Raw genomic sequence first — 15,664 nt, forward strand, 5'->3', positions numbered from 1 at the left:
CCCCCGAACTCTCCGAACCCCCGGACTCTCCGAACCCCCCGCGCTCTCAGGCGGAGGGTTCGGAGAGTCCGGGGGTTCGGCCGGTGGCGGAAGCACCCGGCGTATTCGGCCCAGCCCAGCGGAGCGTGGAGCGACGGTCACGGGGTTCGCTGTTCCCGCCGCTCCACGGTCCCCCCCCCTCGGTTCCCCCACCCAGAGGTGTATCCATCTGCCCGGGGCTATTCACCCCTTCGTGCAGGCGCTCGGAGTGAACCGAGGGAGCGGAAGGGGGCGCGTTCGCCGGGCGATCTGTTCCGCTGATCTTCGCGTGCCTACCGTCGGAACACAGGTACGACGGGGAGGTCAGGACATGGCGGTACGGGGCCGTCGGGCAACCGACGACGGCCGCCGGGCGGCGCGGGACGAAGTCCTGGTGCGGGTCGGCGATCTGGCGGGACGACCGCGCGGCACGGGCTTCGTGGCCGATCACCACGGCACGGTCGTCACCAGCCACGAGGCGGTGGACGGGCTGGCCCGGATCGTGGTGCACGCCACCGGCGACCGCGTCTGTGTGGTGGCCTCCGACGCGGTGACCCCGCTGCCCGCCCTCGATCTCGCGCTCATCCGCACCGCGGGGCTGTGTGTGGACCCGCTGCCCTTCGCCCTGCGGGACGAGGTCGAGAGGGGCGCGTACGTCCGTATCGCGGCCGGCGGCTGGCGCGAGGCGCGGGTGCTGGGCACGGCGGACGTCACATACACCGCGACGGACGGTTTCCATCTGCTGCGCGGCGCCCTGGAGTTGGCGATCGGCACGGCCGGGAGCGAGGCGCTGCGGCTGGGCGGGGGCGCGGCCGGGGGACCCGTGCTCGACATGACCACCGGGGCCGTGATCGGCGTCCTCGGCACGGCGCTGGAGGCCCCGCACCGGGCCACCGGTTTCGCCGTGCCCCTGCGCGGGTGGCGGGCCGAGCGGCCGCTGGCCGAGCTCCTCGCGCGCAACGCGGCGACGGTGGCCGCGTACGGGACCGATCTGAACCTGGCCGGGGTGCTGGAGCTCACGGCCACCACCGTCGGGTCGGACGGGCCGGGGGCGGGTGCCGGGGCCGTCGCGGGTGCCGAGGCCGATCCCGTCGAACGGGTCGATGTGGTCCGGGAGTTCGCCGCCTTCGCCGACGGTCCGGCCACCGTCCTCGGCCTCGTCGGCCCACCCGGCACCGGCCGCACGACGGAACTGGCCGCCCTCGCCGCCAGACGCGGCCGGGACCCCGAGCCCGCACCCACCCTGTGGCTCCGCGGCGCCGACCTGCTCTCCGACGACCACTCGGTAGCGGACGCGGCCCGTCGCGCGCTGGAACGGGCGGGGCGGATCGTGGCGGCGTCCTCGGGGTCCTCGGCGTCCTCGGCGTCGGCCGCGTCGGCGGCGGAGAGGTCCACAGGGGAGTGGGGGGCATCGGCGGGGAGGGGCGAGTCGGGTGGCTGGGCTGCCTCGGACTTTTCGGCTGCCTCTGCCGCGCCTGCCGCGCCTGCCGCGCCGGCCGCCTCTGCCGCGTCGGCTGCTTCGGGCGGTGGTGGTGCTGGCGGGAGTCGGGGTTCCTCGGGCTGTGCTGGTGCTTCGGGAGAGTGGTGGCCCGGAGCGGGGCGGCCCTGGCTGCCAGGCCGGTACGAGGGCGAACTCGGGGACATCCGGCCGGAGCGGCTTGCCCGGCTGGCGCTGGCGGAGGGGCGGCCCATGGTGCTGCTTCTCGACGGGCCCGAGGAGATGCCGCCGACGCTCGCGCACCGGCTGGCCGAGTGGACCGCCGGGACGGTCGACTGGCTGCGGGAGCACGGGGCTCGGCTCGTGGTGGCCTGCAGGGCCGAGTACTGGGAGCGGGCCGGGGCGCAGTTCCCGGCGGAGCTGCTGCACGGGGAGGCGCCCGGTGGAGAGGTGCAGTCGCTGCCAGCCTGCGTGCGGCTGGGTGACCTGACGGAGAACGAGGCCCGGCGGGCCAGGCTGCGGTACGGGATCCCCGAGGACGCGCTCGCCGACGCCGACGCCCGGCATCCGCTCACCCTGCGGCTCCTGTCCGAGGTACGGGCGGCACTCCCGGAGGTCCCGGACGGGCGGCCCGGCGAGGATGGCGCCTTCGCCGGGCCGCCCGACGGGGGAGAGGCCGGGGGCGGCCGGTCGGGACCGGACGGGTGGGGACCGGACGGGTGGGGACCCGACGCGTACGGACCCAGCGGGCCGGGAGCCTCACGTGTGGGCGCCGAGGGGGCTTCGGGAGGGGGCGACGGTGCGACGGCGGCCCCTTCCGTCACGGTCCCCATGGGCACGGTCCCCATGGGCACGGTCCCTTCCGCCACGGCCCCTACGCGCCCGGTCCCTTCCGCCACAGTCCCTTCGGGCACAGTCCCTTCGGGCACAGTCCCTTCCGGGACTGGGTCATCCTCCTCCGGCTCGGCGGGTTCCTTCTTGGGCTCGGTGGGTTCCTCCGCCGGGTCGGCGGGTTGCTTCTTGGGCTCGGTGGGTCCCTCTGTCGGTTCGACGAGATCCTCCTCCGCCTCGACGACTCCCCCCTTCGGCTCGGCGTCGCCCTCCTTCGGCTCGGCGTCGCCCTCCGCCGGCGCGGCGGCATCGTCCACCCCCGTGGGACGACCCGATCGGGACGAGGTGCTGGCCGCCTACCTGGATCTGATGTGTCTGCGTGTCGCCGTGCGGCTCGCCGCGGTGAACGGGGTGCGGGGTGCGGCCGTGCGGCGGCTCGCGGCGCAGGTGTCGGGGCAGGTGCATGAGGCGGCACGGCGGTGTCTGGGGCCCGGCCAGGGGGAGCTGGACCGGGCGGCGTTCGAGGCGGTGTTCCCGTGGGGGCCGGTGCCCGGGCGGCGGCTCGGCGGCACCACCGGCTGGGCCTCGGCCGTGCTCACCGAGGGGCTGCTCGTCCCGGCCGGCGACGGCTACCGCTTCGCCCACGAGGAACTGGCCGACTGGATCCAGGGCGCGCATCTGGACCTCGACGCGGCCCTGCACGCGCTGGTGCACCGGGGCTGGGTCGCCCAGGCCGAGGCACGGCGGGGCTGGGGCACGATGCCGTCGGAGGCCCGCGTCCGACGGCAGGCCCGCCGGGCCACCCGTAACCTCCCCGTGCCCCGCCACCGCATCGGCCCCGTCGTCCACGCCCTGCTCCTCCTCGGCCGGCAACAGGGCCCCAACGAACTCGCCGGACGCCTGGAGGAGTTGCTCGACGCCCTGGACGCACTGCTGCCGCCGGGCGCCCCCGTCCCCGACGACCCGACCTGGTGGGCCACCCGTCTCCTGGCCGAGGTCCTGCTCCGGGTGCCCGACGCGACGCCGTACACCCGGGTGCTGCGGTTCCTCACCGAGCGGATCGGCGCCTGGCGGGCCCAGGGCAGAGGCGTACCGGGGGAGTTGGGACCGGACTTCTGGGCGTCGCTGCCGCTGCCCGAGGCGGAACGGTTCGACCTGCTGCGACGCCTCGTCGTAGCCGACCCGCCCCCCGGCGAGGGGCCCCGCTATCTGGACGTGGTCTCCCGTCTCCTCGCGGCCGGCCCCGCGGCCGTGCAGCCGCTCCTCACCCGCTGGTTCCTCGACGACACCCCGCTGGTCGCGACCCCCGACGCCACCGTGGCGACGGCCGCGCAGGCGCTGCTGCACACGCATCGCCGGTGCGCCCTGGACGACCTGACCGAGGCCTTGGTCGACAGCGCGCACCGGCGCGGCGACGAACTGCTCGCCGTACTGTCCGAGGAGGAGCCCTCGGCGGTGTGCCGGGCCGTCGACCGGTGGGCGCACGACGAGCGCCCGGCGCGGCGGGTCGCGGGGCTCGCGTACGGACTGCGGACCGCTCCGCACGTGCGTACGCACGCCGATCGCGAGCTGCTTCGCTACGCGGCGCTGGCCCTGCTGGGGCGCCCCGCCGACGTCACCCTGCACAGCGGCGCCCTCGCCCTGCTCGTACGGGATCCGCGGACCCGGTCCCGGTATCTGCCGCAGGCGCTGGAGCGCTTCGCGGCCGGCGACGCCCAGCTGCCCGCGAGCGCCCTGGTCACCGCCCTCGCCACCCACCCGGACCCGGTCCTGGACGCCTTCCGCGCCCGGCTGCGGACTCCGGGCACCGAGGGCTCCGACGGGGAGGCACTGAGGACGCTCGCCGAGGTCACCACACCCGGCCTCGCCCGCCGCGTCACCACCCTCGTAAGGGAGGTCGTCGAACTGCGCCCCGAGGTGGCCGGGCATGTCGCCGCCTACGTCGACCGCCGGCTGGAGCACGGACCGGGCACCCGAGCCGTGCTGTTCCCGCTGGTCAGCGGTCTGATCGTCGACGGCCCCGTCCAGGTCCGCGCAGCCCTCGCGGCGGTCTTCGCCGAGCCGGGCACGCAGGTCTCCGGCCCACTGCGGCGCGAACTGCTCGACCTGCTGATGGCGACCGAGCGGGACCCTTCCGTCCTGGACGCGCTGCTGCGGGCGGCCGCCGCGCGCGGAGGAACAGCGGATTCGCAGGACAGGGCGGGGACGGGGCGCATGGGGCAGACGGAGGAGACGGGGGACAGTGCCGCCACCCGGTTGCTGGTCCATCGGGTCGGCATGCTTCTCGTTCGTACGCCCGAGGGGGCCACCCGTTTCGACTGGGCGCTCGTCGACCTGGCCCGCCATGTGCCCGGCTTCGCGGCGCTGGTGGCCGGCTGGCTCAGCGGCACGCCTCAGGAGTGGGCGGCGGTGGTCGGTCCCAGCACCCGCCGGATGATCGAGAACCTGGCGGGGGTGCCGGGGGTGCCGGGGGCGTCGGGCGTGCGGGTGCCCGCGTGAAAAGCGGCGCCGAGTTCCGTGCTCCGGGTCACAGCGCGGATGCCGATGCGGGCCGATGGCATCGGGCATGGCACCCTTAGACCTGCGCAAGGGTTAGGCGTCAATACGGACACGGGTTCGACGAGGAGCGGTCACAGTGCAGCGCTGGCGTGGCTTGGAGGACATCCCCGAGGACTGGGGGCGCAGCGTCGTCACCATCGGTTCTTACGACGGGGTGCACCGCGGGCACCAGCTGATCCTCCGGCACGCCGTGGAACGCGCGCGTGAGCTGGGCGTTCCCTCCGTCGCCGTCACCTTCGACCCGCACCCCAGCGAGGTCGTACGCCCCGGCACGCATCCCCCGCTGCTCGCCCCGCACCATCGCCGCGCCGAACTGATGGCCGAGCAGGGCGTGGACGCGGTGCTGATCCTGCCCTTCACGAGCGAGTTCTCGCGGCTGTCCCCGGCCGACTTCGTCGTCAAGGTCCTGGTCGACAAGCTGCACGCCAAGGCCGTCGTCGAGGGCCCCAACTTCCGTTTCGGCCACAAGGCCGCCGGAGATGTGGCGTTCCTGGCCGAGCAGGGCAAGACGTACGACTTCGACGTCGAGGTCGTCGACCTGTTCGTCACCGGCGAGGCGGGCGGCGGGCAGCCGTTCTCCTCGACCCTGACCCGACGGCTGGTCGCCGAGGGCGATGTCGAGGGCGCGCGCGAGATCCTCGGCCGTCCCCACCGCGTCGAGGGGGTCGTCGTACGCGGCGCCCAGCGCGGCCGCGAACTGGGCTTCCCCACGGCCAACGTCGAGACCCTCCCGCACACCGCGATCCCCGCCGACGGCGTCTACGCCGGCTGGCTGCACGTCGCCGGCGAGGCGATGCCCGCCGCGATCTCCGTCGGCACGAACCCGCAGTTCGACGGCACCGAGCGCACGGTCGAGGCGTACGCCATCGACCGCGTCGGACTCGACCTCTACGGCCTCCATGTCGCCGTCGACTTCCTCGCCTTCGTGCGCGGCCAGGCGAAGTTCGACTCGCTGGAGGCGCTGCTCGTGGCGATGGGCGAGGACGTGAAGAAGTGCCGGGAGCTGATCGGGGCGTATGAGGGGGAGTAGCCCCCGAGGTCTGGTTGCGTCGGAGGGCCCGTACCGTTCGTGGATCGTGAACGGTACGGGCCCTCCGACGTGTCCGACTCCCGCCGCCTACTGCTGAGGCGGTGCCGGGGGGTAGGGCTGACCCTGCTGGGGATGGTGCGGTTGCTGCGGCGGGTACGGCTGCCCCGGAGCGGGTTGCCCCGGAGCCGGCTGACCGGGGTGGCCGTAGGGCTGCGGGGCCTGGCCGGGTGCCGGCTGACCCGGATAGGGCTGCCCGGGGTACGGCTGGCCCTGCTGCGGCGGGTAGGGCTGTTGACCCGGCATCGGCTGACCGGGCATCTGCTGACCCGGCATCGGCGGGGCGACCACCGGCGGCGGATTGCCGTCCGACGTCCACAGACCGTGCGACTGCTGGTGACGGGCGATGTCCTCGGCGACCATCGCGGCGAGCGTGAAGTACGCCTCCCGCACCTTCGGGCGCATCATGTCGAGGTCCAACTCGGCGCCCGCGGACAGGTGTTCGTCGAAGGGTACGACGACGACACCGCGGCAGCGCGTCTCGAAGTGGGAGACGATGTCGTCCACCTTGATCATCTTGCCGGTCTCGCGCACCCCAGAGATGACCGTGAGGGAACGTGCCACCAGGTCCTGGTAGCCGTGCGCGGACAGCCAGTCCAGCGTCGTACTGGCGCTGCTCGCACCGTCCACGGACGGCGTCGAGATGATGATGAGCTGGTCGGCGAGGTCGAGCACCCCGCGCATGGCGCTGTAGAGCAGGCCGGTGCCCGAGTCGGTGAGGATGATCGGGTACTGCTTGCCGAGGATGTCGATCGCGCGCCGGTAGTCCTCGTCGTTGAACGTCGTGGAGACGGCGGGGTCGACGTCGTTGGCGATGATCTCCAGCCCGGAGGCCGCCTGCGAGGTGAACCGCCGGATGTCCATGTACGAGTTGAGGTACGGGATCGCCTGGACCAGGTCGCGGATGGTGGCTCCGGTCTCGCGGCGCACCCGGCGGCCGAGTGTGCCCGCGTCCGGGTTGGCATCGATCGCGAGGATCTTGTCCTGGCGCTCGGTGGCGAGCGTCGAGCCGAGGGCCGTGGTGGTCGTCGTCTTGCCCACGCCGCCCTTGAGGCTGATGACCGCGATGCGGTAGCAGGACAGCACGGGCGTCCTGATCAGCTCCAGCTTCCGCTGCCGCTCGGCCTCCTCCTTCTTCCCGCCCAGCTTGAACAGCCCGCCGCCCGACGACGGACGACTGCTCTTCGTCTTCTGCTTCTTGCTGTTCAGCAGCCGGTCGGAGGAGAGCTCGACGGCTGCGGTGTAACCGAGCGGCGCGGCACCGGGGTTGGTGGGCTGACGGTGGTCGTGCTGCACGGGCTGCGGCCAGGCGGTGCCTGTGCGGGGGTCGATGGGGGCGGGGGGCTGGGCGTGACCCCCGGGGTGACCGGGCTGTCCGGCGTGACCCGGGTGGTCCGGGTGCGCTGCGATGGCCGGCTGTCCGGGCTGGGCGGGCTGGGCGGGTTGGCCTGGGTGTCCGGGGAACGGGGGTTGCTGGTGGCCGGGGTGGCCCGGGTGCTCCGGTTGTCCGGGGTGGGCGGGGGGCTGGGGGAAGCCGTAGCCGCTCTGGGGAGCAGGGGAGTTGGGCGGACCCTGGGGGGCGGGGGTACCAGGCGTGCCGGCGGCGCCGGAGGGCGGGAAGCCGTAGCCGGCCTGGGGGGCGTTGGGGTGGGGAGTGGGGGCGCCTGGTGTGCTCGGCGCGCCTGGCTGTGCCGGGGGCTGGGGGAAGCCGTAGCCGCCCTGCTGGGGGATGGGTGTCTGCGGGGGCACGGGGCCGCCGGGGTGCGGGAAGCCGTAACCGGGGGTGGGCTGGGCCGGGGGTGTGGTGGGAACGGGGGCACCGGAGTGGCCCGGCTGCTGTCCCGGGTGGCCCGGCTGGCCCGGCTGGTCGGGCTGTGCCGGGGGCTGGGGGAAGCCATAGCCGCCCTGCTGGGGGATGGGTGCCTGCGGCGGCACGGGGCCGCCGGAGGGCGGGAAGCCGTAACCGGCGGGGGCGGCGGGCGGCGCAGTGGCACCGGGGGTGCCGGGTGCACTGCCGGGCGCACTGGGTACGCCGGGTGCGGCGTCGACCGGGTTGCCCCATGGCGCGGGCGCGCCCTGAGGAGCCTGCGGCTGGAATGGTTGCTGCGGCGACACGGACGGCTCGCCCTGCGCGGCCACCGGCTGCTGCTGACCGGGCGCCTGGGGGAACGTCTGCCCGCCAGGCGCCGACGGAGCGGACGCGGGCCACTGCCCCGCCGAGGCAGGCGCGGTGGCCTCAGCCGGCTGGAACGCCGGAGGCAACGGAGGAAGCCCACCCTGCGGCGCGGGCGGCGTCCAGGCGGGAGGCGTCTGCGGAACGCCGCCGGGGGCACCCGGAGCGGGTGCGGCGGGCGGGGCGTCCTGAGGAGCGCCGGACTGAGGTGGGGTGGTCGGCGACGCGGCGGCCTGGGGCACGGCGCCGACGGAGGCGGCGTCGGCAGACTTGGCCACGTCAGAGGTGGCGTCCTGAGGCACGGAGTGCTGCGGGACGGAGCCCTGCGGGACGGAGCCCTGAGAGGTGGCATCCGTCGGCCCGGTCCCGTCGGAGACGGCGTCCGGGGTCGCGGTGCCGTCGGGCTGCTCGACCTCGGCGGCCCCGGCCCCACCGGACGCTTCCGAGGTAGCCGCACCGGCGGCGCTCACCCCGCCCTCGCTGCCCTGACCGTTGCCTTCCTGCACGGCCTGCATGGCCTGGACGTCCTGATCCTCGCCGGACGAAGCGCCGTCGGAGGGCTGCGCGACGGCGGCGTCGGCCACGGCGGCGCCGTCCTGCCCCTGAGGTTGCCCCTGAGGTTGCCCCTGAGGCTGTGCCTCGGCGGCCGCATCAGTTTGCGTCACACCCTCAGCCTGCGTCACACCCTCAGCGTCAGAGATCCCATCACCGTCACTGTCGGCGCCACTGGCCACCGATCCGGCGTCGGAGGTGGTGGCGCCGCCCGGCTCCACGGCCTCCACCTGAGGCGCGTTCAACTCGAAGTCGTCGGCACCCACTTCACCACGGGGAGCACCATCGGCACCCACACCTGCGGCCGCATCCCCGATCGCGCCCGCACCCGCGTCGGCACGCCCGGCGGAGGCATCCTCGGCCACACCCGCACCCGCGATCTCCCGCTTCAACGCGGCAGCGGAAATCCGCATGGTCGCGCCACTCTCGATGTCCCCGTGCCCGGTGCCGGCCTCGGGCGCGGCGGCAACCGGCGGCCACGGCGGCGGAAACGTGTCACCCGAACCGGCACCGGGCACCGCGGACATGTCGACAGGAGGACCGGCCGGCGGCGCGGGCGGAGGCGTAGCGGAACCGACAGCCGAAGGAACGCCGTCCGTGCCCGCACCCGTGTCGGTACCCGCAGCCGGTTCCGCACCGGCCCCGGCCGACGAGGCGTTCTGCGTGTACCAGGCAGGCGGCGCGTAGTCGATGGTGAACTCGCCCGTCGTCTCGACGGCGGACTCCGCGTCGGGCTGGTCATCGTCGGGTGTGGCCCAGCCCCCGCGCGTCCCGTCCCGATCGCTACTCACAGTTCCTCCTGGTGTGGTCGAGCACCCTCATGTCGTGCTGGGGCGACCGTTCCTGTCGTCCGATTCGCCGGGCTGGTCCCCCCTCGGGCCCCGGGCAGATGTCGCACAGTCCTTACCACCCGCTTGCGGGCAACTCGCGACGTGCTGTACCCCAGCCTAATCATCAAAACCGCGGGCCCGGCAGGCCCGTCTCTCCCAACGGGCTTCAGTGAAGTACTCAACTGCCCCAATGGTGAAGCAAAGTGGGCATACCGTATCGCCTTGATCCGCACTCGCCGGGCTTGTCCTGAACCGTCGGCTCAGTCCATGCGACGTGCCACACCCAGGAGACCGGTCTCCGCGTCCGTGGCCTGCGTCATCACGTACTGCCGGTCCCGCTCCGCGCACCACAGCGTGATGCCGTCCTGCAGCCCGGGCAGGGACCGGGTCTCGGGGTGCGGCAGGCCTATCACGCGCCCGATCTCAGTCGCCTCGTCCGGCGATACCCGCTGGACGCCCACGACGCGAGCCTGACGCATCAACCGCGGCGCGACCGGACTCAGATAGGGAAGCAGCGTGAGTACGGACTGCCAGGGTGCCGAGGTCACGCGTCCGCGCGGCGGCCGCATGCCGCAGTCACGCACCACCAGTACGGGCGTGCCGGCCGACGCGCCCTGTGGTGGTACGCGCCCCACGTCGTACACCGCCAGGCCGTTCTGCCCGCCGCCCATGGCGTGCACCAACGGCATCCAGGCCTGTGCCCGCGCTGTCTCGACGGCCACGCGTGCCCCCGTCGCGGCCGTGCGCAGTGCCAGGACCTGGGCCGTCCACAGGCCGCCGATGAGGACGATGTCGAAGGGGGTCGGTCGGTTGACCCCGAGAACGGCGGGCCGGCCCTGTTGGTTGACGCCGACCACCACACCGTCGTCTCCGATGGGCAGGGAGAGCGCACCCACCTGCTCCACGGGCAGCGTGTGCCGCGGGTGCCGGGGACCCAACAGCCCGAACCCGGTGCGCAGCCGCTGTCCGAGGCCCGTGACCTCCGGAGTGCCTTCCGGCGCGGACGTGGATGACGGCGAGGCCGATGCCCTCATGGCCATCAGCGGGTACCTCCGAGCGGCAGGGTGGCGAGCACGCCAGGGAGTTGTTCACGGTCCAGACGCACGAGCCCGGTCCGTGCCTGACGCGCGGCATGCTCCAGATCCCGCCGCGCGTCGGTCAGCTCCTGGTTGCTGCGACCGGTGATGCGAAGGTGACCTGTAAGGGTGACGTCCTGCCGACCGCCTTTGGCCAGCGTCAGGCTGAAGGTCGTCGCCAGCGCGGGAACCGCGGTCAGATGTGCCACCAACTGTGCCAGCGAGGTGCCGGAGCCGCCCAGTTGAGGCCAGCGGCGCACCCAGTACGTGGTGTGCCGACGGTTGTCACAGCGCCAGCTGCGGCTGGACTCCTCGGTCCGCCGCTGTGGCGCCTCGTCCCGCCCGGTCTGTGCGGCCTGCGCGGTCACCATCGGGTTGGCGCACGCGGAGGTGGCGATGGCAGCCGTCAGCTCCTCCTCCGTCAGCAGATTGGCCCGGAAGCCGGCGCCGGTCAGTCGACTGGACAAGTGCTCCGCAGACCGCACCAGACACTTCTGCGCCCCACGGAGCCCGCCGCCGCGCGCGGCCACCGCCTCCGGGCACGACTCGGGGTCGAGTTTCAGGGCTATCCACATGATGCGCACTGACGGAGCGCCGGTCTGGGCCTGGAGCGGTGCGTAATTGCTCACGACGACCGACTGCTGGGGCAGGTGCAGCGCGGGCGCCGGCTGCGTGTGCACCAGGATCTGTGCCGACTCCAGCCGGATTCCGTCGACTTCGAGGACGTCCTGCACGAGCGCGACGGGCAGCGGCCGGCGACTGCGCTCGGCGCGCAGCGCACCGGCATCCGACTCCAGTTGGAGCACCGCGGTGAGGAATCCTCCGTCGCCCACCATGCCGATCGGCCGCTGATCGCGACGGTCGCCGCGGTGGAAGCTGTACGTCCGCAGGCTGGGATCACACTCCACGGCAGGTGCGAGGCCGGAATCGATCCCCGAAGGCACCGGTGCGCTCGCGGCCCTGCGCATGCGGGCCCGCAGCGCCAACAGCGAGCCCAGCCAATCGGGCAGGGAGTGTCCGCGGCGTCGTACGAGAGCGAGGACGACCAGCACGGCGGCGGCCGCGATGGCCGGAATGAGCGCGGCCGTACCGACGAGCCATCCGACGGCCACGAGGGCGGCCGCCATCTCCAGCATCACCAGCCGCTGTAGCGCGAACGAGCCCCCGTGCCCCGAGTGGGACCTCAGATGGGGCGAGACGGACCCGCGGGACGATGCGGCGGCGTCAGGTACCGCTCCCGACCGCGCTGTCGGAGAAGGAGAAGAGGAACCGCCCGAACGCGACCGAAGCGTGCCACCTGATCGCGGCCCCGATTGCGATCGCGACCGGGCCCGTGTTGCGGAAGCCATTGCTCCAAAACCCCCGAACTCTCCCGAAATTCCCTGCACTCAGGGCCGTGCACGGCCTGAGCGCCCTGCCCCTGCCATCAGCACAGTCACGCAACAGGCATAGTAGGGGGCGGCTCTGACAGCCCAGGCACCAGAGGCAATTGAGGACAGGGGCAGATCTTCACAGATCACCCCACGGCTCCGCACGGGGAGAGAGCGGACACAGATGGCATCACGGCGGGACGAACTCAACGCCTACACCTTCGCGAAGCGCCGTACGCTCGCATCCTTCCTTCAGCCGTCTCCGTCGGGCTCGGAGGAGGGCGCTCCCAAGCCGCTGCGCGCGCTGTGGCCCGGCGCCGTCGTCGGTGTGGTGATTCTCGCGGTCTTCGGGGGCATCGGTGTGTTCAGCCCGAAGGCACCCAAGGACTGGGCCGACGCGGAGGCGCACGTCATCGTGGCGAGCGATTCCACCACCCGGTACGTGGTGCTGAAGACGGATGGTCGCAATCAGCTGCATCCGGTTCTCAACATGGCGTCGGCCAAACTGCTCCTGGATCCCGGCAAGGCCGACATCATCACCGTCGACGAGAAGATCCTGGACAGCGGCGAGCCGCCGCACGGTGCCACGATCGGGATCCCCTACGCCCCCGACCGCCTGCCCTCCGCCGAGGAGGCGGAGGTCGCCAAGCGCTGGGCCGTGTGCGAGCGTCCCGGTGACGGCGAACGCGCCATCCAGAAGGCCGCGTTCGTCCTGGCCAAGAAGGAGTTCGACAAGACGGGAGGCTCCGACAAGCTCTCGGGCGGCGACTTGATGTACGTCGTCGGCCCGGACGGCAGGACGCAGTACGTGGTCGACGCGCAGGGCACGGCGTACCGACTGGCCGACCCGACCGACACCGAGCTGCTCAAGGCCCTCGACACCCAGGGCCGAGACCCGCAGCGCGTGTCCCAGGAATGGCTCGACACCCTCCACAAGGGCGACCCGATCTCCATCCCGGCGATCGACGGCACGCCCGGCACGAAGGCGAACGCCTCCACCCGCCTTGAGCAGTACGACAAGGTCGGTGAGGTCATCAAGGCATACGACGGCCGGCGGATGCAGTACTACGTGGTGCTGCAGGGCGAGGTGGCCCGGATCTCCGAGTTCGTCGCCACGCTGCTGCTCAACAGCGGGGACCTCGTCGACGTCGGACAGGCTGGCGAGGCGCAACAGGTGCACCCCAGTGCGGTCGCCGACAGTACGACCTTCGAGGCGGACAAGACCTGGCCGGCGTTCGAGCCGAAGACGGTGAACGACGGCTCCAGCGCCACCTCGGGCCGCAACACCGTCTGCAACGTCCTGCTCTCGGTCGGCTCGAAGGGGAAGACGACGCTGTCCACCTGGGTGGGCACCGACTTCCCCGCTCAACTGCCCACCGGTTCCTCCAGTGCGTATGTCACCCCCGGCTCCGGCCAGCTCTACCGCCAGTTCCAGGGCACGGAGACGAGGGCAGGTGGCGTCTTCCTGGTCACGGACACGGGCCTGCGTTACGCCCTGCAGTCCAACAGCGACAGCACCACCGGAGACGAGGGCATCGGCACCTCGGCCAAGCAGCGCGAGGAAGAGCTGAACGAGGCGAAGATCGCCCAGACCCGGCTCGGCTACGAGAAGGTGACGCCGTCCCCCATCCCGGCGCAGTGGTCGACGTTCCTGCCGACGGGGCCGCGCCTGTCGGAGGCGGCGGCACGGCAGCCGCAGGGTTCGTAGACGCGCGGTGGAGGGGAGCGAAGCGATGTCGAAAGCGAACGCGGGGGCGCTGAGCGCGCGGATCAGGCGGAACACGCAGACGCGGGGGCTCCGGAGCGGCCGGGGTACGAGGCCGGCGGCCCGGGCCGCCGCGACCGCGCTGATCGCCACCACCTCGGTACTCGCCCTGCCCACGACCACTGCCTGGGCCGACGGCGGCCAGTGCACGTTCCCGTCGAAGGACTACGCGGGCCGTCCCTGGGCGCTGCAACGCGTCAACCTCGACGAGCTGTGGGCGCTGTCCACGGGGAAGAACGTCCAAGTGGCCGTGATCGACACAGGGGTGGATATCAGGAACCCCCAGCTCACCAAGGCCGTGGACGCCGCCAAGGGCGCGAACTACCTCCCCACGAAGAACTCCGAGGGCGAGAAGATCGACCGCGGCAACAGCCAGGGCACCACCGACACGGTGGGCCACGGCACACGCGTGGCCGGCATCATCGCGGCCCGCCCGCTGAAGGGGACCGGCTTCGTGGGCCTGGCCCCGGACGCCAGGATCATTCCGATCAAGCAGAACAACGCGGAGGGCGACGGAACGGCCCTCACCCTGGCGTCGTCGATCCGCCACGCCGTCGACGTGGGCGCCGATGTCATCAACATCTCGCAGGACACGGCCAACGCCGTGAAACCCGACGTGAGACTGGAGGATGCCGTCGACTACGCCCTCGACAACAAGGTCGTGGTCGTCGCCTCGGCCGGCAACGACGGCCTGGGCGGCAACGTCAAGGTCACCTACCCGGCGTCGTACGAGGGAGTCCTGGCGGTGGCGTCCTCCGACCGCAACAACGAACGTGCCCCCTTCTCACAATCAGGGGAATTCGTAGGAGTCGCAGCCCCCGGCGTCGACATGATCTCCACTGTCCCCGGCGGCGGCCACTGCTCCGACAACGGCACGAGCTTCTCCGCGCCGTACGTGGCCGGCGTGGCGGCTCTCCTGAAGTCCAAGTACCCGCAATGGACCGCCCAGCAGGTCGTCGCCCAGATCGAGCAGACGGCGGAACGCTCGATCCCCGGCCATGACCTCCTGGTCGGCTGGGGAGTGGTCGACCCCGTCAACGCCCTGACGAACGTGGACCCGGAGCACCCTGTCGAGAGCCCGAAGCCCGAGGGCGGAGTGGCCAGGGGCGAGGCACCCTCGGTCACTCCGCTGCATTTCGGTGAGTCCGCGGAGGAACGGAACACGCGCCTGGCGACGTATGTGACCGTAGGCGGCCTGGTGCTGGTGGCGGGCCTGAGCGGCACGGCGGTGGCGGTGCGGGATTCGCGGCGCAGGCAGCGGAGATCAAGGAGTGACACATGAACGCGCTGGCCGTAACGAACGTCCTGAGCCTGGTCCTGGCCGCTGTATTCCTGGTGATGGCCTGTGTCAAGGCGGACTGGGTACGCGCCTGGCGCTCCCGCGTCAACCCGTCGGCCGAGGAACTGCCCGACGCGGCCTTCACCGCCGCCCGCGTCATCCTGGTCCTCATGGCTGGCATGGGCATCTACCTCGCCATACAGGGCTTCAGCGTCTCCGACGACGCGGCGTGGGACGGCAGCGAGCTGACCGGAGCGGTGCAGGGGCCACCAACGACCTGGACGGCTACATGAAACCCGACCGACAAGGCTGGCGACTCCCTTTCCCTCGATGACTACTCGACTCTCATCAAGGACACGGTGTCGCAGAACGGCGGCGGCGATGCCCCAGGTCGGGCGTGGACTTCTTTCTGCCCGGATACGTGAGGGACACTGCCCCTCACCGCCCGTTGCCGCGCGGCCGCCCATGAGCGCCGGATGGATCGCAGGACGCACCGCGTTGCGTCGAAGTCGGTGAGCCGTGCTGGCCTCCACATCGCGTGCACCGGCAAACCGACTCCGTACTTCGCACGGGATCGGTAGACGCGGCGGGGCAGGAGAAACGGGACCGCAATGCAGTGCGCACAGACTGTTGATGCCGCGTACTCCGCCACGCAGGGGTCTGTCGATCAAACCCGGTCCATGGAG

The 15,664-nt window shown here is 72.5% G+C and carries 8 protein-coding genes; 5 read left to right on the forward strand and 3 right to left on the reverse strand.

The genetic code is table 11. The features are described 5' to 3' along the window. The first annotated feature begins 349 nt into the window (after positions 1-349). Entirely contained in the window at positions 350-4,786 is a 4,437-nt protein-coding gene (locus tag OG272_RS35555; protein WP_405895496.1) for a serine protease, read from the forward strand. A gap of 136 nt (positions 4,787-4,922) precedes the next feature. Then, positions 4,923-5,876, forward strand: coding sequence for a bifunctional riboflavin kinase/FAD synthetase (locus OG272_RS35560; protein WP_326576496.1), 954 nt, complete (start codon positions 4,923-4,925; stop codon positions 5,874-5,876). An 87-nt stretch (positions 5,877-5,963) separates the two neighbouring features. Here OG272_RS35560 and OG272_RS35565 read toward each other — a convergent pair whose 3' ends face one another. From OG272_RS35565 to eccE, 3 genes are all read right to left on the reverse strand, one after another. Continuing rightward, complete coding sequence (locus tag OG272_RS35565) at positions 5,964-9,449, reverse strand: SCO5717 family growth-regulating ATPase (RefSeq protein WP_327727585.1); 3,486 nt, start codon at positions 9,447-9,449, stop codon at positions 5,964-5,966. Between the two features lie 299 nt (positions 9,450-9,748). Beyond that, a complete protein-coding gene (locus tag OG272_RS35570; protein ID WP_327727584.1) occupies positions 9,749-10,528 on the reverse strand; it encodes a hypothetical protein in 780 nt (259 codons plus the stop codon). Next, positions 10,528-11,913 (reverse strand): type VII secretion protein EccE, encoded by a 1,386-nt coding sequence (gene eccE / locus OG272_RS35575; protein WP_327727583.1) that lies wholly within the window; start codon positions 11,911-11,913, stop codon positions 10,528-10,530. The genes OG272_RS35570 and eccE overlap by 1 nt, the downstream gene beginning before the upstream one ends. Positions 11,914-12,118: 205 nt before the next feature. Between eccE and eccB the strand changes: the two genes are divergently transcribed. From eccB to OG272_RS35590, 3 genes are read left to right on the forward strand one after another with little or no spacing between them, the layout of a single operon-like run. Continuing rightward, positions 12,119-13,642 carry a type VII secretion protein EccB gene (eccB, locus tag OG272_RS35580; protein WP_327727582.1) on the forward strand — a complete coding sequence of 508 codons (1,524 nt, stop codon included), beginning with the start codon at positions 12,119-12,121 and terminating at the stop codon, positions 13,640-13,642. Between the two features lie 25 nt (positions 13,643-13,667). Further along, the gene (mycP, locus tag OG272_RS35585; protein ID WP_327727581.1) at positions 13,668-14,981 is read left to right on the forward strand and encodes a type VII secretion-associated serine protease mycosin; all 1,314 of its coding nucleotides are present in this window, start codon (positions 13,668-13,670) and stop codon (positions 14,979-14,981) included. Next, positions 14,978-15,271 carry a hypothetical protein gene (locus OG272_RS35590; RefSeq protein ID WP_327727580.1) on the forward strand — a complete coding sequence of 98 codons (294 nt, stop codon included), beginning with the start codon at positions 14,978-14,980 and terminating at the stop codon, positions 15,269-15,271. The genes mycP and OG272_RS35590 overlap by 4 nt, the downstream gene beginning before the upstream one ends. The last annotated feature ends 393 nt before the right edge of the window (positions 15,272-15,664 follow it).

The organism is Streptomyces sp. NBC_00104 (genome assembly GCF_045160825.1).
In the GTDB taxonomy this organism is placed as follows: Bacteria; Actinomycetota; Actinomycetes; order Streptomycetales; family Streptomycetaceae; genus Streptomyces.